Below are 18,014 nucleotides of genomic sequence, written 5' to 3'. Positions count from 1 at the left end.
ACCACGATGGAACCGAGCCGCGACATCGAACGCCTGATCGAGATCATGGCGGCCCTGCGCCAGCCTGAGACCGGCTGCCCCTGGGACGTCGTCCAGACCTTCGAGACGATCAAGCCCTATACGATCGAGGAGGCGTACGAGGTCGCCGACGCCATCGAGCGGAACGACATGGACGACCTGTGCGAGGAGCTGGGCGACCTCCTCCTTCAGGTGGTCTTCCATGCCCGCATGGCAGAGGAGCGCAGCGAATTCGACTTCGGCAACGTCGTCGAAGCCGTCACGCGCAAGATGATCCGCCGCCATCCGCATGTCTTCGCCCGCTCGGACGCGGACACGCCCGAAGCGGTGAAGCTGCAGTGGGATGCGATCAAGCAGGCGGAGAAGCGGGAGCGCAAGGAGCGCCGCGCCAGACGCGGCCTGCCGGACGACCCGCTCCGCGGCCATCTCGGCTCCGTGCAACGTTCCTTCCCCGCCCTCGTCGAGGCGCTGAAGCTTCAGGAACGCGCCGCCAAGGTGGGCTTCGACTGGTCCGAACCGGCGCCGATCCTCGACAAGATCGAGGAGGAGGTCGGCGAACTGCGTGAAGCGCTGCGGAACGATGACAAGAAGGCCGTCGCCGACGAACTCGGCGACCTCATCTTCGCGCTGGTCAATATCGGCCGCCATGTCGGCGCCGATCCGGAAATGGCGCTGCGCGGCACGAACACGAAGTTCCGCAACCGCTTCTCGCATATCGAGGACAACCTTGCTGCCAACGGCGAAAGCCTTGAAGCGGCGACGCTGGAGCGGATGGAAGAGTTGTGGCAGGCGGCAAAGCGGATCGAGCGGCAGTTGACGTAAGGGGCTGAAAGGCCCCTCATCCGCCTGCCGGCACCTTCTCCCCGCAAGCGGGGCGAAGGGGCAGGATGCAAGGCCTTCTCTTCATCCGGGACGTTTCGGTTTTTAGGAAACCGGTGCGACACCCCCTTCTCCCCGCCTGCGGGGAGAAGGTCGCGGCAGCGGGATGAGGGGCACTCAGCCCGGCGCCCTCAGCGCTCCCAGTCCTCCACCACTCTCTTGCCGCCAATGCCGAGCCGGCGGTCGAGTTCGGCAGCTTCCGTTTCGGTCAGCCGCAGTTCCAGCCGTACATTGCCGTCTTCCATGTCCTCGCGCGCATCGACGATCGAATGATCGTAGACCCAGGGCAGAAGCTGCAGCTGCGTGACCGGCAGGATGACGTCGCGATCGACCAGCACGCCGGAAAGCCGCTGGTTGATCTCAGAAAGCAGCTTGTCGACGCCCTCGCCGGAGATGGCGGAGACGGCGATGACGGTCGGCTGCCCCTCGGCCTTCTGCACCAGCGCCTCGCGCGCTTCGGGCTCCAGCCGGTCGATCTTGTTCCAGACCTCGAGGATGCGCTCCGCCCCGTCCTTCTCGTCGATACCGAGATCGGCGAGGATGCGCAGCACGTCCGAGGACTGCGCGCCGTTGTCGGGATCGGACATGTCGCGCACATGGAGAATCAAATCCGCCTCCAGCACCTCTTCCAGCGTCGCGCGGAAGGCGGCGACGAGGTGGGTCGGCAGGTCCGAGATGAAGCCCACGGTGTCGGAAAGGATAACGGTGCGGCCCTGCGGCAGCTTCATGCGGCGCAGCGTCGGGTCGAGCGTAGCGAAGAGCATGTCTTCCGCCAGAACCCCTGCCCCGGTGATGCGATTGAACAGCGTCGACTTTCCGGCGTTGGTATAGCCGACGAGCGCGACGATCGGATGCGGCACCTTCTTGCGCTTGGAACGGTGCAGCTGGCGGGTGCGGCGCACCTGCTCCAGCTCGCGCTCCAGCTTGACGATCTTGTCCTGCAGCAGCCGGCGGTCGGCCTCGATCTGGGTTTCGCCCGGACCGCCCATGAAGCCGGCGCCACCGCGCTGGCGTTCAAGGTGGGTCCAGCTGCGGACCAAGCGGCCCTTCTGGTAGTTGAGATGGGCAAGCTCGACCTGCAGCGTGCCTTCCTTGGTGGAGGCGCGCCGGCCGAAGATTTCGAGGATGAGGCCGGTGCGGTCGATGACCTTGGCACCCCATTCCTTTTCGAGATTACGCTGCTGTACCGGGGTCAACGGGTGATCGACGATGACGAGACCGGCATCGTGTTCATCGAGCAACGCCTTGATCTCCGCGATCTTGCCGGTGCCGAGCAGCGTGCCGGGCTTCGGCTGGCTGACGGGCACGACGGCAGAGGAAGCGATGGTCAGGTCGATAGCCCGGGCAAGGCCGACGGCCTCTTCCAGCCGCGCCTCGTCGGACCGCATGGTCACCGTCGGATCCGGTTTTCCACGCGCGGCCTTGAGGACCGGCACGATGACGACGGCGCGCATATCGTCCCGGTGCTTTTCAGCCTCCGGAACGATGGAATCCTTGCTTGTATCGGATTTCTTAATGGTCTTGGGTCCTGTCAGGAGCCGCTTTCCTCGGTCTCGAACATCTGCAACGGCTGGCCGGGCATGATGGTCGAGATCGCGTGCTTGTACACGAGCTGCGAGTGACCGTCGCGACGGAGCAGCACGCAGAAATTGTCGAAGGAGGTGACAACCCCGGTCAGCTTGACCCCGTTGATGAGAAAGATCGTCAGGGAAATCTTTTGCTTGCGAACGGTATTAAGAAAAAGATCCTGCAGGTTCTGAGAACGTTCCGCCATCGCGCCGCTTCTTTCTGATTGCCGGCCCTTGAGACCGGTTGACTAAAATAAATGTCCCCAGGCCCGACACGACGTGGCGGACCGCCAATTTTGGTATCAAATCGCGGTCTTCTCCGCAACGGCGAAAAAGGCCTCGCGGATTTTCTGTGCGGTCATGCCGGGATGGCCGTTGGCGATCGTACGCCCGTCGATCGAAACGACCGGCAGGCAGATCGTGGTCGCCCCGGTTACGAACACTTCCCGCGCGTCCAGCATCTCCGCCACGGAAAAGCGGCGCTCCTCGACAGCAAGGCCCAGCTTTTCAGCGACATCCATCAGCGTCGTGCGGGTAATGCCCTTGAGGATGCCGTGATCGGCCGGCCGCGTGACCAGCGTACCGGCCCGGTCGACGATCCAGAGATTCGTCGCGCCGCCCTCCGTCACATGGCCCTCCGCATCCACAAAAATCGCTTCCTGCGCGCCGGCCTCCTTCGCCTGCTGGCGGGCCAGCACATTCGGCAGCAGGCCGACGGTCTTGATGTCCACCCGCCCCCAGCGATTGTCAGCCACCGTGGCAGCCTTGATGCCCGAGGCGTATTTTGCAGCGTTCACCGCCGGATCCAGGCTTTTCGCCGTGACGACCAGCGTCGGGCGCACCTCCGGCGCGGGAAAGACATGGTCCCGCTTCGCGACGCCGCGCGTCACCTGGAGATAGACCATGCCGTTCGTCACGAGATTGCGCCGCAACACCTGCCGCAGGATGCCGGTCATCGCCGCGCGGGGCATCGGCGGGCGAATACGGATTTCCGCCAGCGACCGGTCGAGCCGGTCGAGATGGCGGCCGAGATCGACGATAAAACCCTGCTGGATCTGGCAGACCTCATAGACCGCATCGGCAAAGACGAAACCGCGGTCCAGGATATGCACCGCCGCATCGGCATGGCGGACATATCGGCCGTTGACATAGGCGATGCGCGGCATGGATGTTCCCGTTATAGGCGTTTGCGGATGCAAACGCTCAGAAATACTGGATGCTGACCCGGAAAAGCTGCTCGACATGGCGCACGGCCGCAGCGGCCGCGAACAGCACGACGCGATCCTTCGCCTTGATCTTGGTGTTGCCATCCGGCCGGATCACCGTCTTGTCGCGATAGATCGCGCCGATGCGGATACCGGGCGGCAGTTCGATCTCGCGCAGCGGCTTGCCGACGAGCGGCGAGGTCTCCAGCGCTTCTGCCTCGATCACCTCGGCAGACCCCTTCTGCACCGCATAGACCGAGCGGATACGCCCCTTGCGGACGTGCTGGAGGATGCCCGATATCGTCACTGCGCGCGGATTGATATGCGCATCGATGCCGAGCGTCTTGGTAAAATCCTGATACATCGGGTCGTTGATCAGGACGAGGTTCTGCTTGCAGCCGAGGCGCTTGGCCATCACGCTGCCGAGAATGTTAATCTGGTCGTTGTTGGTCAGCGCAACGATCAGGTCCGCATCCTGGATATCCGCCTGCAGCAGCATCTTCTGGTCGAGCGCCGAACCGTGCAGCACGACGGCGTTGCGCAGCTTGTCGGCGATGACGACCGCCCGCTCGCGGTCGCTCTCGATGATCTTCAACCGCGTCTTCGACTGATAGTCCTCGATCGCCTTGGCGACGAAATAGCCGATATTGCCGCCGCCGGCGATGACGATACGCGCCGCCTCCTGCTCCTCATGGCCGAACAGCGCCAGCGTGCGCCGGACGTGCTCCTTGTCGCAGACCACATAGGCAAGATCGCCCGAATGCAGCTGGTCGGAGGAATTCGGCACGAACAGCTTGCCATTGGAGAAGATGCCAGTGACGGTGGCGTTGAGATCCGGGAAGAGCTCGCTGAGCTGCTTCAGCGGGGTCTCGACGACCGGGCAATCCTCCATGCATTCGATCGCCACCATGACGATGCGGTCGTCGGCAAAGCGCACGACATCAGTCGCGCCCGGGAAGGAGATGCGCCGCAGCACCATCTTGCCCACCTCGATTTCCGGCGAGATGGTGACGTCGATGGGCATGTCGTCGCGCGAATAGAGATCGGAATACTCGGGCGCAAGGTAGCTCTGTGAGCGGATACGCGCGATCTTCGTCGGCACGTTGAACAGGGAATGCGCCACCTGACAGGCGACCATGTTGATCTCGTCGAACAGCGTGACGGCGATCAGCATGTCCGCCTGGTCCGCGCCGGCCTTGGCCAGCACCTCCGGATGTGCACCGTGACCGACGACGCCGCTGACGTCGAGCGTTTCCGTTATGGCCGATATCAGCGAGGGCTGCGTGTCGATCACCGAAACGTCGTTGCCCTCTTCCGAGAGCCGTTCCGCAATACCGTAGCCGACGCGCCCGGCGCCGCAGATGATGACCTTCATGCCCAAGAATCCCTCAAGTCGCTTGGCGCCTTATACGCCAAGCGACTTCAGTTTGCGATGGAGCGCGGAGCGTTCCATGCCGACGAATTCCGCCGTACGGGAAATGTTGCCGCCAAAGCGGTTGATCTGGGCGATGAGATAGTCCCGCTCGAACATTTCGCGCGCCTCGCGCAGCGGCAGCGTCATGATGTGCTGGTCGCCCTGCGTGGAAATCTTCGGCAGCATGTCGCCCACTTCCGTCGGCAGCATGTCGGCGGTGATCGGTGTATCCGGACCGTCGCTGCGCGCGAGAATCATCAGCCGCTCGATATTGTTCCGGAGCTGGCGGATATTGCCGGGCCAGTCGTGCGCCTGGAGCACCGCCAGCGCGTCGTCGCCGATCTTGCGGGCGCGGATACCCGCCTGCTCGCTGATCTGGCGCATGAACATGTCGACGAGGAAGGGAATGTCCTCGCGCCGTTCGGCAAGCGGCGGCACGCGCACGGGCACGACGGCAAGCCGGTGGTAGAGGTCTTCCCGGAAACCGCCTTCGGCGATCAGGCTTTCGAGATTGTAGGCGGTGGAGGAGATGATGCGCACATCCACCTTCACCCGCTTCGAACCGCCGACGCGCTCGAACTGCTGATCCACGAGCACGCGAAGGATCTTGTTCTGCGTCTCGCGCGGCATCTCGCCGATCTCGTCGAGATAGAGGATACCGCCATGCGCCTCCTCAAGCGCCCCTGTCCTGCGCGGTTGGCCGGGTGTGCCCTCGGTGCCGAACAGCGCGATCTCCATGCGCTCGGGCGTGATCGCCGCCGCGTTGAGCACGACGAACGGCCCGCTCGCCCGGCTCGACTTGCGGTGAATCATGCGCGCCACCAGCTCCTTGCCGGAGCCGGAGGGGCCGAGAATCATGATTCGGCTGTTGGTCGGCGAGACCTTTTCGATGTTTTGGCGCAGCTGGGAGACGGCGACCGAGGTGCCGATCAGCTCAACCGGGTCGCCGGAGCGCTTCTTCAGCTCCGTCACCTCGCGGCGCAGCTTGGAGTTCTCCAGCGCCCGTTCGGCGATCAGGATCAGCCGGTCGGCCTTGAACGGCTTCTCGATGAAATCATAGGCGCCGCGGCGGATCGCCGAGACGGCCGTCTCGATATTGCCGTGGCCCGAAATCATCACGACCGGCAGGTCCGGATGGCGGCTCTTGATCTCGTCGAGCAGCGCGAGGCCGTCGAGCTTGCTGCCTTGCATCCAGATATCGAGGAAGACGAGGCGCGGCACGCGATCGCTGATCGCGGCCAGCGCGCTGTCGCTGTCATAGGCCGTGCGCGTCTCGTGCCCTTCGTCCGAAAGAATGCCGGAAACGATCTCGCGGATGTCCTCTTCGTCATCCACCACAAGAATATCAGACGCCATGGCTCACTTCCTTGCTCTTCTTGTCCGCATCGACGGCCGCCGTTTCCTCGTAGGGCAGGATCACACGGATCATCGCCCCATGGCCGTTGTCGAAATCCGCCGGGGCATCATGCAGTTCCAGCTGCCCGCCGTGGTCTTCGATGATTTTCTTCACGATGGCGAGGCCGAGCCCCGTGCCCTTCTCGCGCATCGTCATGTAGGGTTCGAGAATCCGGTGCCGGTTCTCCGTCGGCAACCCCTTGCCGTTGTCAATGACATCAACGACGAACCGCCGTCCTGCGTCGTCGGGCGTCGCGCGCACGAGGATTTTCCGCTCCTCGCGCGTCACTTCGGGCGGCAGGGCCTCGATGGCCTCCACCGCATTCTTGATGAGATTGCCGAAGGCCTGGCCAAGCATGCGCGTATCGAACAGGCCTTCGAGCGGAACCTCGCCGAGATCCTTGCGGAAATCGACATGGGTATTGCCCATCTCGCGCAGGAAGACAGCATCCTTGAGGATGTTGCGCAGGTCCGACCGCTCCTTCGTCGGCTTCGGCATGCGTGCAAAAGCGGAGAACTCATCGACCATGCGGCCGATATCCTCGACCTGGCGCACGATGGTGTCCGTACACTGGTCGAAGACCGCGCGGTCCTCCGGATCGATCTGCTTGCCGTAGCGACGACGGATACGCTCGGCCGAAAGCTGGATCGGCGTCAGCGGGTTCTTGATCTCGTGCGCGATGCGCCGGGCCACGTCCGCCCAGGCGGTCGAACGCTGCGCGATGACGAGATCGGTGATGTCGTCGATGGTGATGACGTAGGATTCCTTGGCGTCCTTCGCCTCCTCGCGCGTCACCTGCACGTTGAGCGTCCGCTCCTTGCCGCCGTGCATGATGTTGATCTGCTTGCGGTAGTTGTTGCGGTGGCGGGTAGCCCCCTCGGCCAGCACCGCCGCGATTTCCGGCGCCACCGCGGTCAGCGGCTGGCCGATCAGGTCGTTGGCGTTGCGCCCGAGCAGGATTTCGGCCGAAAGGTTGGCGATCGTCATGCGCCCGTCGTCTTCCACGCCGATGACCGCCGCCGTCACGCCCGAAAGCACCGCCTCGATGAAGCGGCGGCGGTGGTCGACCTCGTCCTTCGCGTCAAGAATCTGCTCCTGCTGCGCGCGGATTTCCGCGATCATCTTGTTGAAAGTGCGCGAGAGGTTGCCGACGTCGCCATCGACAGTACGCACCGGCACACTGACATCGAGATTGCCCGAGGCAACGCTGTCCGCCGCGCCGATCAGCTGGCGGATCGGCCGCACGATGCGGTCGGCGACGGCGATCGCCGTCCAGATCGCCGCGAGCAGCACGATGAGGGCGAAGCCGAGATAGAGCACGCCGAAGGCGATCTGCAGCGTCGTGCGCCCGGCCTCGAGCGCCCGGTACTCTGCCGTGTTCTCCTCCATCAGCCGCATGGAGCGCATCACTTCGGGGTCGACGGTGCGGATCGTGTAGAGGAAGGCGTCGGAAATATTGTCGAGCTTGATGATGGCGCCGACGAGATTGGTGGCACCCGGCGGAATGAGCGTCGGCTGGCCGGCCGCAGACGCCTTCAGCGCATCCTCCGGCACGGCCGGCAGCGGGTTCTCGATCTGAATATTGGCCTGCAGGATGGTCGAACCGTCGGCCCGCAGCAGGAAGGCGCCGAGCATGCCGCGCCCGCGCGCCTGCCGCGTCATCAGATCGACGAAGCCCGTGCGGTCGAGGCTGTAGAGCTGGCGGTTGCGATCGAGATCGTTCGCCATCGACGCCGTCTGGCCCTGCAGATAGCTCGCGTTTTCCAAAACATAGGCCTGCGCCACATTGAGCGAGGAACTGACGATCGACTGGGTGCGGATGGAGAACCAGCGGTCGAGGCCGACATCGAGCGTGATGGAGGCGAAGATGGCGACGAGCACGGCAGGCGTGATCGCGACGATGGAGAACAGCGCCACGATGCGCACATGCAGGCGGGCAGCGGCGCGTCCGCGGCGGCGCGCGCGCAGGAGACGCAGGATCTCTCGGCCGATCAGGACCATCAGGCCGACGATGAAGACCGCGTTGATCGCCGCCGAGGCGATGACGACGTTCGCCTCCGGCTTGATCGGCGTCAGGCCGAGCAGGATGAACAGCGAGATGGTCGCGGCAACGAGGGCACCGCCAGCCAGCACCAGACCAGGCAGGGCAAAAGAGGCCCGTCGATCGCCGGTCGCTCCCTTTCCATTCTCGTTCGAAAGCAGGCTCACGCCTTCCGTCATCTGCCGCATCGCTTCCCCGGCCGGGCATCCCGAAGGGCGCCGGCGTTCTTCTCGTGTTTTCCGGAGTAGCGCCGACCGCATGAGGGACCGGCCACATTCGTACCCGCATCCATGACGATCAGGCACGCAAGCCTATTCGGCCGCAAACCCCTCTGTTACCCTCAAGCAACAGATTGTGGCCAAAATGCAACGCCCCCTGCCGTTAAGTCAAGCAGAACGCGAACTTCTGTATACAGATACACCCAGTTCGCGAATTTTCTTGCGCAGCGTGTTGCGGTTGAGGCCGAGGAGGTCCGCCGCCTTGATCTGGTTGCCGCGCGTCGCCGTCAGCGCGGCGAGAATCAGTGGATACTCCACCTCGGCCAGCACGCGCTCATAGAGCCCGGCCGGCGGCAGACCGTCGCCGAAGCCTGCAAAATACTGCCGCATGTTCTCCTCGACGGCCTGCGAAATGGAGAGCGAGCCGCTTCGCACCGCTGCCTTCTCGATTGGGCTGTCGGGAATGTCGGCGCGCAGCTCCGCCTCGATGATCTCGCGGGAGATGACGTCCTGCGGATAGAGTGCGGTGAGCCGGCGCACGACGTTTTCGAGTTCGCGCACATTGCCCGGCCAGGGATGCGCCTTCATCAGTTCCAGCGCCTCCTGGTCGAAGCGCTTGGCGTCGAGCCCTTCCTTCTCCGCCTGCTGCACGAAGTGGCGCACGAGATCGGGAATATCCTCCGCCCGGTCGCGCAGCGGCGGCAGGCGCAGCGGTACGACGTTGAGGCGATAGTAGAGGTCCTCGCGGAAAAGCCCCTGGTTGATCGACTGTTTCAGGTCCTTGTTGGTCGCCGCGACGATGCGCACGTCGGTGCGGATCGGCGTGCGCCCGCCGACGGTGGTGTATTCGCCCTGCTGCAGCACGCGCAGCAGCCGCGTCTGCGCATCCATCGGCATGTCGCCGATCTCGTCGAGGAAGAGCGTGCCGCCCTCGGCCTGCTCGAAGCGGCCGGTCGAACGGTTCTGCGCGCCCGTGAAGGCACCCTTCTCGTGGCCGAACAGTTCCGATTCGATGAGGTCGCGCGGAATGGCCGCCATGTTGATCGCGACGAACGGTCCATTGCGGCGCTTGCCGTAGTCATGCAGCGCGCGGGCGACCAGTTCCTTGCCGGTGCCCGATTCGCCGGTGATCATCAGCGTCAGGTCCGTTTGCATGAGGCGGGCGAGCACGCGGTAGATTTCCTGCATCGCCGCCGAGCGGCCGACGAGCGGCATGCCGTCCTGCGTGTCGTCGTCGAGCCGCGCGGGCTTGCGCTTCGGCTCCGACAGGGCCCGGCCGATGATGGCGATCAGCTCGGTGAGGTCGAAGGGTTTCGGCAGGTAGTCGTAGGCGCCCTTCTCCGAGGCCTTGATCGCCGTCATGAAGGTGTTTTGGGCACTCATCACGAGCACCGGCAGGTCCGGCCGCGCCTTCTTGATGCGCGGGAGGAGGTCGAAGGCGTTCTCGTCGGGCATCACGACGTCGGTGACGACGATGTCGCCCTCGCCGGCGGCGATCCAGCGCCACAGCGTTGCCGCGTTGGAGGTGATGCGCACGTCATAACCCGCGCGGCTGAGAGCCTGGTTGAGAACCGTGCGGATCGCGGCATCGTCATCGGCAACGAGGACTGTGGCGCCTGTCATCAATCATGTCCTTTGGTCTTGGGAAAGTCGTCGTCTTCGCTGACGCCGCGGGAGGCCGGCATCAGCACGCGGAAGGTGGTCCGGGAGGCCTGGCTGTCGCATTCGACAATGCCGCCATGCCCCCCGATGATCTTGGCGACCAGCGCGAGCCCGAGGCCCGAACCGTTGGTCTTGGTGGTGATGAAGGGATCGAAGAGGTGCGGCAGGAGATCCGCCGGCACGCCCGGCCCGTTGTCGTGCACGCAGAATTCCAGCGGCAGCGAGATCTTTTCCCGCGTGCCGGCGACGGAAAGGCGGATGCCCGGACGATAGGCGGTCGTGAGCTGGATCTCGCCGTCCGGCCGGTCGCCGATCGCCTCGGAAGCGTTCTTGATCAGGTTGAGGAACACCTGCACGAGCTGGTCTCGGTTGGCAAAGACCGGCGGCAGCGACGGATCGTAGAGTTCCGTGATCTTGATGTTGCGCGCAAAACCCGCCTTGGCGACCACCTTCACATGGTCGAGCACCGAATGGATGTTGAGCGGCACGCGGTCGACCGGCCGCTCGTCGGAAAACACCTCCATGCGGTCGACCAGCGAGACGATGCGGTCCGTCTCGTCACGGATGAGCCGGGTCAGCGTACGGTCCTCGTCGATGACGGAGGTTTCGAGAAGCTGCGCGGCGCCGCGGATGCCGGAAAGCGGATTCTTGATCTCATGCGCCAGCATGGAGGCGAGGCCCGTCACCGAACGCGCCGCCCCGCGATGGGTAAGCTGCCGGTCGATCTTGTCGGCCATCGAGCGTTCCTGGATGACGACCACCACCGAACCCGGCTCGGTCGTGACAGGCGCCACATAGATATCGACCAGTTTTTCCGCCCCGAGCCGCGGTGAACTCAGGTCGACGCGGTATTCACTGACCGGGGCCTTGCGCTCGCGCACCTGATCGATCAGCGTCAGCAGCGGGCTGCCGAAGGGAATGAAATTGGAGATGTCGTGCCGCGAGAGATAGCCGGCGCTCGACCCGAAGAAGGATTCGGCTTCCCAATTGGCGAAGGCGATCAGCCCGCGCGCATCGACGAGGATGACAGGATTCTGGATGGCGTTGAGCACGGCGAGCGCCAGGTCCGGCGCCTTCGCGGCATTCTGGTCGAAGGGCCTGTCCGTCATGCCGCCTCTCCGAGCCTTGCCGCGCCGCCCGCAAGCAGCGCCGTCGCGAGCCTGTCGGCGACGGCATCGCTGTCGCGCGCCGTCATGATCTCCGCCTTGGCCGGCCCCGTAAAGCCGGGTGCAAAACGCTCCAGATACCAGCCGACATGTTTGCGCGCATGGCGCAGCCCCGCCTCGACGCCGTAGAAGTCGAGCATCATGCGATAGTGCTCCACCGCAACCGCCGCGATCTCCTCCGTCGAAGGATGCGCCGCGCCGGCCAGCACCGCCGGATGCCATGGCCGGCCCTGCGCCCCGCGCCCGACCATCACCGCGTCCGCGCCGGAGCGCCGCAGGATCTCGCGCGCGTCATCGGCCGTGTCGACGTCGCCGTTCGCCACCAGCGGAATGGAAAGAACGTCCCGCACCGCGCGGATCGCGTCCCAGTCCGCCTTGCCCTCGTAGAACTGCATGCGGGTGCGCCCGTGCACGGTGATCATCGCCGCCCCCGCCGCCTCGGCGCGCGCGGCGATATGCGGCGCGTTCAGCGAATCGTGGTCCCAGCCGAGCCGCATCTTCACCGTGACCGGCACCTTCACCGCGCCGACCGTCGCCTCGATCAGCCCGAGCGCATGATCGGGATCGCGCATCAGCGCCGAACCGGAATAGCCGCCGATCACCTTCTTGGCGGGGCAGCCCATATTGATGTCGATGATATCGGCGCCCTCGCCCTCGGCGATCCGCGCCGCCTCGGCCATCCAGTGCGCCTCGCGCCCGGCGAGCTGCACCATATGCGGCCGGATGCCGCAATTGCGAATGCGCGACCAGCTTTCCCGCGCGTTCAGCGCCAGTTCCCGGCTCGCCACCATCTCCGTAACGACCAGCCCCGCGCCGAAACGCCAGGCGAGATCGCGGAACGGCAGGTCCGTGACGCCGGACATCGGCGCGAGGACCACCCGGTTGCGCAGGGTCCGGCCGCCGACGTCGAGCGGCGCTGACAGACTGGGGATCGTCAAATGCTCATCTTTCAAGCAAGTCATCTCTCTGCACTATTTTTAGCCATTGTTCTCGTTCTTGCCAAGCTGCAATCCTGCATGCCCGCAATTTTCCTTACAGCGCTGGAATTGCGGCACCCTTCCGGCTAAACCACCTCAAATCGCTTTGAAACGGGAGCTACGAGACCAGATGCTGGCGGAAAATGCGCTATCCTGCGGTGTGGTGATCGTCGCCGCCGGTCGCGGCGAACGGGCGGGCAGCCATGCCGAAGGCCCCAAGCAGTACCGCCGCATCGGCGGAAGGCCGGTCATCTCCCATACGCTCGATCTCTTTGTCAATTGGCTGCCCGCCCGGCGTATCGTGGTCGTGATACATCCCGATGACGTAGCCCTTTTCGAGAATGCACGCGCGCAATCCTTGCCCGCCGGCGACCGCCTGACGGTCGTCACCGGCGGCGCGACGCGCCAGCAGTCCGTTCTCGCCGGCCTCGAAGTGCTTGCGGAAGGCGACATCACGCATGTCCTCATCCAGGATGCCGTGCGCCCCTTCGTCGAGCCCGCCATCCTGGAGCGCACGCTGACCGCCTTCCAACATGGCGCCCGCGCCGTGCTGCCGGCCGTCGCCGTCGCCGATACGCTGAAGTGCGCGGACGCCAACGGCAATGTCGCCGAAACCGTCTCCCGCTCCGGCCTCTTCGCCGCCCAGACGCCGCAGTCCTTCCATTTTCAGACGATCCTGGAAGCCCATCGCCGCGCCAGCGCCTCCGGCCGCACGGACTTTACCGACGATGCCTCGATCGCCGAATGGGCGGGCGTGCGCGTCCACCTCGTCGAAGGGGGCCCTGGCAACGTCAAGCTTACCTTACAGAAGGACATCGCCATGGCCGACCAGCGCCTCGCCACCGCCCTGCCCGACGTTCGCACCGGCAACGGCTACGATGTGCACCAACTCGTCGAGGGCGACGGCGTCACGCTCTGCGGCCTCTTCATTCCGCACGACCAGAAATTGTCGGGCCATTCCGACGCCGACGTCGCGCTGCATGCGCTGACCGATGCCCTGCTCGCCACCTGCGGCGCGGGCGATATCGGCGATCATTTCCCGCCCTCCGACCCGCAGTGGAAGGGCGCGGCGTCCCGCATCTTCCTCGAACATGCCGCCGGCATCGTGCGCGCCAGGGGCGGCGTCATCATGAATGCCGATGTCTCGCTGATCGCCGAAGCGCCGAAGGTCGGCCCGCACCGCGAGGCGATGCGCCAAAACCTTGCCGATTTCCTCGGCATCTCCATCGATCGCTGCTCGGTCAAGGCGACGACCAACGAGAAGATCGGCTTCATCGGCCGCCGCGAAGGCATCGCCGCCATCGCCACCGCGACCGTCGTCTATAAGGGGACCGACGCATGAGTATCTGGCCAAAGGACATCGAAGCGGCTGCACAGACGATCGTCACCGATTTTGCGGCGCGCGGCCTTTTGATCGCCACCGCCGAATCCTGCACCGCCGGCCTCATCGCCGGCGCGATCACCGAAATATCCGGCTCCTCCACCGTCTTCGACCGCGGCTTCGTCACCTATTCCAACGAGGCGAAGCGCGAGATGATCGGCGTCGCCAACGCGACGCTGAAGGCGCACGGTGCCGTCTCCCGCCCGACCGCCATCGAGATGGCCGAAGGCGCCATCGGCAATTCCGGCGCAAACATTTCCGTGGCGGTGACGGGCATTGCCGGCCCCAGCGGCGGTTCGGAGGAAAAGCCCGTCGGCCTCGTGCATCTCGCCGCCGCCCGCAGGGGCCATGCGACCCTGCACCGGGAGATGCGCTACGGCGATATCGGCCGTAGCGCCGTGCGGCTTGCGACGGTGCGAACCGCCCTCGACATGCTGATCGAGCTGTCTAGGGACGATTGAGCTACTTCGTCGATCCCGGAAGACAGAGGCCGGTGACGTCGAGCAAGGCCTCCATGCGGACCTTCGCGTTGGTCGCTTCCCACCAGGGAACGCCGGTTGCCAGATATTCCTTGGCCATCCAGGCGTCGTTCGTCTCCTTTTCGCGGCGAACGGCGTCCTGGTACGCCTTGCCCGCGCGCTTTTCCGTCATGCATTTGGCGTAGTCGTCGCTGGCGAGTGTACGGCTGGCATAGATGCCCTCGAAATCGCCCGTGCTACCCGCCTTGCCGGTCTCGATATCGGCGACGCGCGCCGCCTGCTCGCGGGAAATGTCGAGATCGAGGGTCTCGATATAGACCCGCCGCCCCCAATCCATCTCCTTGTTCGCCGGATCCACCGGCGCGATCTCGTAAATCCGGCTGAGGAGTTTTGCGCCCCCTATGATGTCCGAGGCAACGGCGACGGTCGTCAGCGTGTAGGTAAGGTTTCGCGCCTCGACCTTTCCGGCAAGCAGGCCCATCGGTTCGTGCTTGCGCGTCACCGTCACCGTCTCCCCGACCGGCACCGCGCGGATATCCGGCGTCACCGTCTCCTTGCCGTTGAGGAAGAGATACATATTGGCGATGCGGCCGGGCGGAAAATCCCGGTCGGTGTAGAGCAGCGGCTGGGGATAGGAGCCGGGATTGCGTGAGTGCGTGCTCACCTTCAGCCCTTCGGACAGCCAGTAATTGCCGGCGATCGGACGTTTGTCCGCATCGAGCAGCAGCACATAGCTTCCGGGTTTGCGCAGGAGTGCCAGATCGGGCTCGGCGGATGCCGCATCGGCCGCGAAGATCGCAGCAGCCAGCAGAAAACAGCGCAAACGTCCCATCGTCACAGCACCCATCGTCCGCCTCCCGGCCGTTGATATCTAGGGTGAATGACGGATGATCGGCCGGTTTTGTTCAGCCGCCGTAGATCGTGGCCGCGCGCTTTTCAAAAGCCTCGGTGAACATACGGAAGGCGCGGTCGAACATCGAGCCCATCAGCGCGCCGAGAATCCGGCTCTTGAATTCGTAGTCGATGAAGAAATGCACGGAGCATCCGCCGTCCGGCAGCGGCTCGAAGCGCCAGCGATTGTCGAGATAGCGGAACGGCCCGTCGATATATTTGACGTCGATCGCCCGTTCGGCGCGGTTGAGAAGAACCTGCGTCGTGAACGTCTCGCGGATCGCCTTGTAGCCGACGGTCATGTCGGCGATCAGAAGTTCCTTGCCGTCGCGTTCCTTGCGCGAGCGCACCGTAAGCCCTTCGCAGAGCGGCAGGAATTCCGGATAGCGCTCGACATCGGCGACGAGGTCGTACATCTGCTCGGGCGTATGGGGAACCGGACGGCGGGTTTCGAACTGTGGCATGGCCGAGAGCTAATATTGCCGCGCGAGGATGGCAAGTAGCTCCCGGTTCTCGGCCTTCGATTTCAACACGCAAACCGGCACATCCGGTCCATATGCCGCAAGCTTCTCCTTGATTTCCGGGCTCTCCGTCTTCTCAAAGTTCCAGATGTAAGCGAGGAACTCGCGTGTCATCCGCTCCGGGCAGCCATCGGCCATTTCCGGCCGCGACCGGCCGCGGAATTTCAGCCAGCGCGACAGGACGCCGTAGAGCGACGCCCAGCGCGGCGGGCGAAGCCAGAGGACGAGATGCGTGCGCGGCAGGCGCACCGGTAGGGTGCCAGGGCTGGTGCCGTCGATGATCCAGCGCTCCTCCGCCACGATCGCCTGAAGGCGCATCAAGGCCTCCGCACGCGGTCGCACGATCCAGCCCGGCAGCCAGAATATCTCGCGGTCCATGGAGACATAGGGTAGGCCGAGCCGCTCGCTCAGCTTTCGCGCCAGCGTCGATTTTCCGCTGCCCGAGCAGCCCATGACCAGCACGCGCTCCGCCGTGTTCAGCCGCGCGGCGGCGGTCTCTTTCGTGATGGCGATCATGGTGGTTCTCCTATGCGCCGACGCGCGTCAGCAGGCGGCGCGCCTCACGTCGCGAAGACAGGGTGACGAGCGGTACGCCTTCGCCATGCTGCTCCAGCTTGCGGATGAAGACCGGTGCAGATTTTCTCTCGAAATTCCAGATGTAGTCGAGGAAGGTGCGGTCCGGAAGCGGTTCCGGGCAGTCCGCCGCCATTTCCGGCCGCACCGTGCCGTGGTAGCGCCAGACACGACGCGCGACGCCGAGAAGGCAGGTGAGCCGCGGCATGCGCACCCAGATGACGAGATCCGAGCGCGGCACGCGCAGGTCGAAGGTGGACGGATTGCTGCCGTCCATGATCCAGCGCTCCCGCGCCACCAGCATTTTCAGGATATCGAGCCGCGCGGCCGGATCGCGCTCGCGCCAGCCGGGCAGCCAGCGCACGTCCCGGTCGATCGACTGGTACTCCAGGCCGAACCGCGCGGCGAGCGCCTTTGACAGCGTCGACTTGCCGCCGCCCGAGCAGCCGATAACCAGCACACGGTTCGCCGTCTCCAGTCGCTCGGCCGCTTCGTCGATCGTGATCGAAACCGTCATCGCCACCCCCGAAACGCAAAACCCCGCCGTCGGGCGGGACGGCGGGGCTTAAAGGAAGGCTGAGGAAAAGTCTATTCCGCAGCGGCAAGAACCTTGCGTTCGCGCGCGGCCCGAAGCCGTGCGAAATCGTCGCCGGCATGGTGCGAGGAGCGCGTCAGCGGGCTGGAAGAGACCATCAGGAAGCCCTTGGAATAGGCGACGGTCTCGTAGGACTTGAACTCCTCCGGCGTCACGAAGCTCATGACGGCATGGTGCTTGCGGGTCGGCTGGAGATACTGGCCGATGGTGAGGAAATCCACATCCGCCGTGCGCAGGTCGTCCATGAGCTGGAGCACTTCGTTACGCTCCTCGCCGAGGCCCACCATGATGCCCGACTTGGTGAACATGGTCGGGTCCAGCTCCTTCACGCGCTGCAGGAGGCGGACGGAGTGGAAGTAGCGTGCGCCCGGACGAACCGTCAGGTAATTACCCGGCACAGTCTCCATATTGTGGTTGAAGACGTCAGGCTTGGCCGCAACGACACGTTCCAGCGCGCCCGGCTTCTTCAGGAAGTCCGGCGTCAGGATTTCGATCGTCGTCAGCGGCGAGGCTTCGCGGATCGCCCAGATCACCTTCTCGAAATGCTCGGCCCCGCCATCGGCGAGGTCGTCGCGGTCGACGGAGGTGATGACGACGTGGGAAAGACCCATCTGCTTGACGGCCTTGGCGACGTTCTCCGGCTCCGCCATGTCGAGTGCATTCGGCTTGCCCGTCGCCACGTTGCAGAAGGCGCAGGCGCGGGTACAGATCTCGCCCATGATCATGAACGTCGCGTGCTTCTTGTCCCAGCACTCGCCGATGTTCGGGCAGCCGGCCTCCTCGCACACCGTCACCAGCTTGTGGGAGCGCACGAGATCGCGCGTTTCCTGATAGCCCTTGGACACCGGCGCCTTGACGCGGATCCATTCCGGCTTGCGCAACACTTCCGTGTCGGGCCGGTGGGCCTTTTCCGGGTGGCGAACGCGCGGGGCGTTGGGATCAAGATTGGTGCGGTCGAGAATGGTGACCATGTCGATTCCACTTTCCTGTGGGGCGCCAGCACCCCTTGCGGACCGGAAATTAGCGGGCC

General features: G+C 64.7%; 17 protein-coding genes. 3 read left to right on the top strand and 14 right to left on the bottom strand.

The window, feature by feature from the left end:
* The first annotated feature begins 6 nt into the window (after positions 1–6).
* Positions 7–840, top strand: coding sequence for a nucleoside triphosphate pyrophosphohydrolase (gene mazG, locus EXZ48_RS10390; protein ID WP_130515805.1), 834 nt, complete (start codon positions 7–9; stop codon positions 838–840).
* Positions 841–1,028: 188 nt separating this feature from the next.
* Here the strand turns inward: mazG and hflX are convergent, their stop codons facing one another.
* The 9 genes from hflX to dusB form a co-directional block, all read right to left on the bottom strand.
* On the bottom strand, positions 1,029–2,351 hold the full coding sequence (hflX, locus tag EXZ48_RS10385) for a GTPase HflX (protein ID WP_130515802.1): 1,323 nt from the start codon (positions 2,349–2,351) through the stop codon (positions 1,029–1,031).
* A gap of 77 nt (positions 2,352–2,428) precedes the next feature.
* On the bottom strand, positions 2,429–2,671 hold the full coding sequence (hfq, locus tag EXZ48_RS10380) for an RNA chaperone Hfq (RefSeq protein WP_023514954.1): 243 nt from the start codon (positions 2,669–2,671) through the stop codon (positions 2,429–2,431).
* 96 nt (positions 2,672–2,767) lie between these two features.
* Positions 2,768–3,631, bottom strand: a complete 864-nt coding sequence (locus EXZ48_RS10375) for a D-amino-acid transaminase (RefSeq protein WP_130515799.1) — start codon at positions 3,629–3,631, stop codon at positions 2,768–2,770.
* Positions 3,632–3,668: 37 nt separating this feature from the next.
* Positions 3,669–5,045, bottom strand: a complete 1,377-nt coding sequence (trkA, locus tag EXZ48_RS10370; RefSeq protein WP_050743182.1) for a Trk system potassium transporter TrkA — start codon at positions 5,043–5,045, stop codon at positions 3,669–3,671.
* A gap of 30 nt (positions 5,046–5,075) precedes the next feature.
* A complete protein-coding gene (locus EXZ48_RS10365) occupies positions 5,076–6,440 on the bottom strand; it encodes a sigma-54 dependent transcriptional regulator (protein WP_023513269.1) in 1,365 nt (454 codons plus the stop codon).
* Positions 6,430–8,700, bottom strand: a complete 2,271-nt coding sequence (locus EXZ48_RS10360) for a PAS domain-containing sensor histidine kinase (protein ID WP_050743373.1) — start codon at positions 8,698–8,700, stop codon at positions 6,430–6,432. The genes EXZ48_RS10365 and EXZ48_RS10360 overlap by 11 nt, the downstream gene beginning before the upstream one ends.
* Positions 8,701–8,907: 207 nt before the next feature.
* On the bottom strand, positions 8,908–10,362 hold the full coding sequence (gene ntrC, locus EXZ48_RS10355) for a nitrogen regulation protein NR(I) (protein WP_130515795.1): 1,455 nt from the start codon (positions 10,360–10,362) through the stop codon (positions 8,908–8,910).
* The gene (locus EXZ48_RS10350) at positions 10,362–11,510 is read right to left on the bottom strand and encodes a nitrogen regulation protein NR(II) (protein ID WP_130515793.1); all 1,149 of its coding nucleotides are present in this window, start codon (positions 11,508–11,510) and stop codon (positions 10,362–10,364) included. Before EXZ48_RS10350 ends, ntrC begins: the two co-directional genes overlap by 1 nt.
* The gene (dusB, locus tag EXZ48_RS10345; protein ID WP_165909326.1) at positions 11,507–12,529 is read right to left on the bottom strand and encodes a tRNA dihydrouridine synthase DusB; all 1,023 of its coding nucleotides are present in this window, start codon (positions 12,527–12,529) and stop codon (positions 11,507–11,509) included. The genes EXZ48_RS10350 and dusB overlap by 4 nt, the downstream gene beginning before the upstream one ends.
* Positions 12,530–12,674: 145 nt before the next feature.
* Here dusB and EXZ48_RS10340 point away from each other — a divergent pair, with 145 nt between their 5' ends.
* Positions 12,675–13,886 carry a bifunctional 2-C-methyl-D-erythritol 4-phosphate cytidylyltransferase/2-C-methyl-D-erythritol 2,4-cyclodiphosphate synthase gene (locus tag EXZ48_RS10340; protein ID WP_130515789.1) on the top strand — a complete coding sequence of 404 codons (1,212 nt, stop codon included), beginning with the start codon at positions 12,675–12,677 and terminating at the stop codon, positions 13,884–13,886.
* Positions 13,887–13,888: 2 nt separating this feature from the next.
* The gene (locus tag EXZ48_RS10335) at positions 13,889–14,386 is read left to right on the top strand and encodes a CinA family protein (protein WP_130516202.1); all 498 of its coding nucleotides are present in this window, start codon (positions 13,889–13,891) and stop codon (positions 14,384–14,386) included.
* A gap of 1 nt (position 14,387) precedes the next feature.
* On the opposite strand, the gene EXZ48_RS10330 is transcribed toward EXZ48_RS10335, so the two are convergent.
* From EXZ48_RS10330 to lipA, 5 genes are all read right to left on the bottom strand, one after another.
* The gene (locus tag EXZ48_RS10330; RefSeq protein ID WP_130515787.1) at positions 14,388–15,251 is read right to left on the bottom strand and encodes a hypothetical protein; all 864 of its coding nucleotides are present in this window, start codon (positions 15,249–15,251) and stop codon (positions 14,388–14,390) included.
* 58 nt (positions 15,252–15,309) lie between these two features.
* Positions 15,310–15,759, bottom strand: a complete 450-nt coding sequence (locus tag EXZ48_RS10325; RefSeq protein ID WP_023513277.1) for a type II toxin-antitoxin system RatA family toxin — start codon at positions 15,757–15,759, stop codon at positions 15,310–15,312.
* Positions 15,760–15,768: 9 nt separating this feature from the next.
* Complete coding sequence (locus tag EXZ48_RS10320) at positions 15,769–16,332, bottom strand: AAA family ATPase (RefSeq protein ID WP_050743188.1); 564 nt, start codon at positions 16,330–16,332, stop codon at positions 15,769–15,771.
* Positions 16,333–16,342: 10 nt separating this feature from the next.
* On the bottom strand, positions 16,343–16,906 hold the full coding sequence (locus tag EXZ48_RS10315; protein ID WP_050743189.1) for an AAA family ATPase: 564 nt from the start codon (positions 16,904–16,906) through the stop codon (positions 16,343–16,345).
* A gap of 71 nt (positions 16,907–16,977) precedes the next feature.
* Complete coding sequence (gene lipA, locus EXZ48_RS10310) at positions 16,978–17,955, bottom strand: lipoyl synthase (RefSeq protein WP_050743190.1); 978 nt, start codon at positions 17,953–17,955, stop codon at positions 16,978–16,980.
* Positions 17,956–18,014 lie beyond the last annotated feature (59 nt).

The organism is Shinella sp. JR1-6, assembly GCF_004284735.1.
Classification (GTDB): Bacteria; Pseudomonadota; Alphaproteobacteria; order Rhizobiales; family Rhizobiaceae; genus Shinella.
This window is presented reverse-complemented; position numbering and strand designations above follow the sequence as displayed.

What these genes read in the sequence shown, in the direction of transcription:
- mazG (WP_130515805.1), top strand. Translation starts at nt 7, where the DNA reads ATGGAACCGAGCCGCGACATCGAACGCCTGATCGAGATCATGGCGGCC.
- hflX (WP_130515802.1), bottom strand. Translation starts at nt 2,351, where the DNA reads ATGCGCGCCGTCGTCATCGTGCCGGTCCTCAAGGCCGCGCGTGGAAAA.
- hfq (WP_023514954.1), bottom strand. Translation starts at nt 2,671, where the DNA reads ATGGCGGAACGTTCTCAGAACCTGCAGGATCTTTTTCTTAATACCGTT.
- EXZ48_RS10375 (WP_130515799.1), bottom strand. Translation starts at nt 3,631, where the DNA reads ATGCCGCGCATCGCCTATGTCAACGGCCGATATGTCCGCCATGCCGAT.
- trkA (WP_050743182.1), bottom strand. Translation starts at nt 5,045, where the DNA reads ATGAAGGTCATCATCTGCGGCGCCGGGCGCGTCGGCTACGGTATTGCG.
- EXZ48_RS10365 (WP_023513269.1), bottom strand. Translation starts at nt 6,440, where the DNA reads ATGGCGTCTGATATTCTTGTGGTGGATGACGAAGAGGACATCCGCGAG.
- EXZ48_RS10360 (WP_050743373.1), bottom strand. Translation starts at nt 8,700, where the DNA reads ATGACGGAAGGCGTGAGCCTGCTTTCGAACGAGAATGGAAAGGGAGCG.
- ntrC (WP_130515795.1), bottom strand. Translation starts at nt 10,362, where the DNA reads ATGACAGGCGCCACAGTCCTCGTTGCCGATGACGATGCCGCGATCCGC.
- EXZ48_RS10350 (WP_130515793.1), bottom strand. Translation starts at nt 11,510, where the DNA reads ATGACGGACAGGCCCTTCGACCAGAATGCCGCGAAGGCGCCGGACCTG.
- dusB (WP_165909326.1), bottom strand. Translation starts at nt 12,529, where the DNA reads ATGACTTGCTTGAAAGATGAGCATTTGACGATCCCCAGTCTGTCAGCG.
- EXZ48_RS10340 (WP_130515789.1), top strand. Translation starts at nt 12,675, where the DNA reads ATGCTGGCGGAAAATGCGCTATCCTGCGGTGTGGTGATCGTCGCCGCC.
- EXZ48_RS10330 (WP_130515787.1), bottom strand. Translation starts at nt 15,251, where the DNA reads ATGGGTGCTGTGACGATGGGACGTTTGCGCTGTTTTCTGCTGGCTGCT.
- EXZ48_RS10325 (WP_023513277.1), bottom strand. Translation starts at nt 15,759, where the DNA reads ATGCCACAGTTCGAAACCCGCCGTCCGGTTCCCCATACGCCCGAGCAG.
- EXZ48_RS10320 (WP_050743188.1), bottom strand. Translation starts at nt 16,332, where the DNA reads ATGATCGCCATCACGAAAGAGACCGCCGCCGCGCGGCTGAACACGGCG.
- EXZ48_RS10315 (WP_050743189.1), bottom strand. Translation starts at nt 16,906, where the DNA reads ATGACGGTTTCGATCACGATCGACGAAGCGGCCGAGCGACTGGAGACG.
- lipA (WP_050743190.1), bottom strand. Translation starts at nt 17,955, where the DNA reads ATGGTCACCATTCTCGACCGCACCAATCTTGATCCCAACGCCCCGCGC.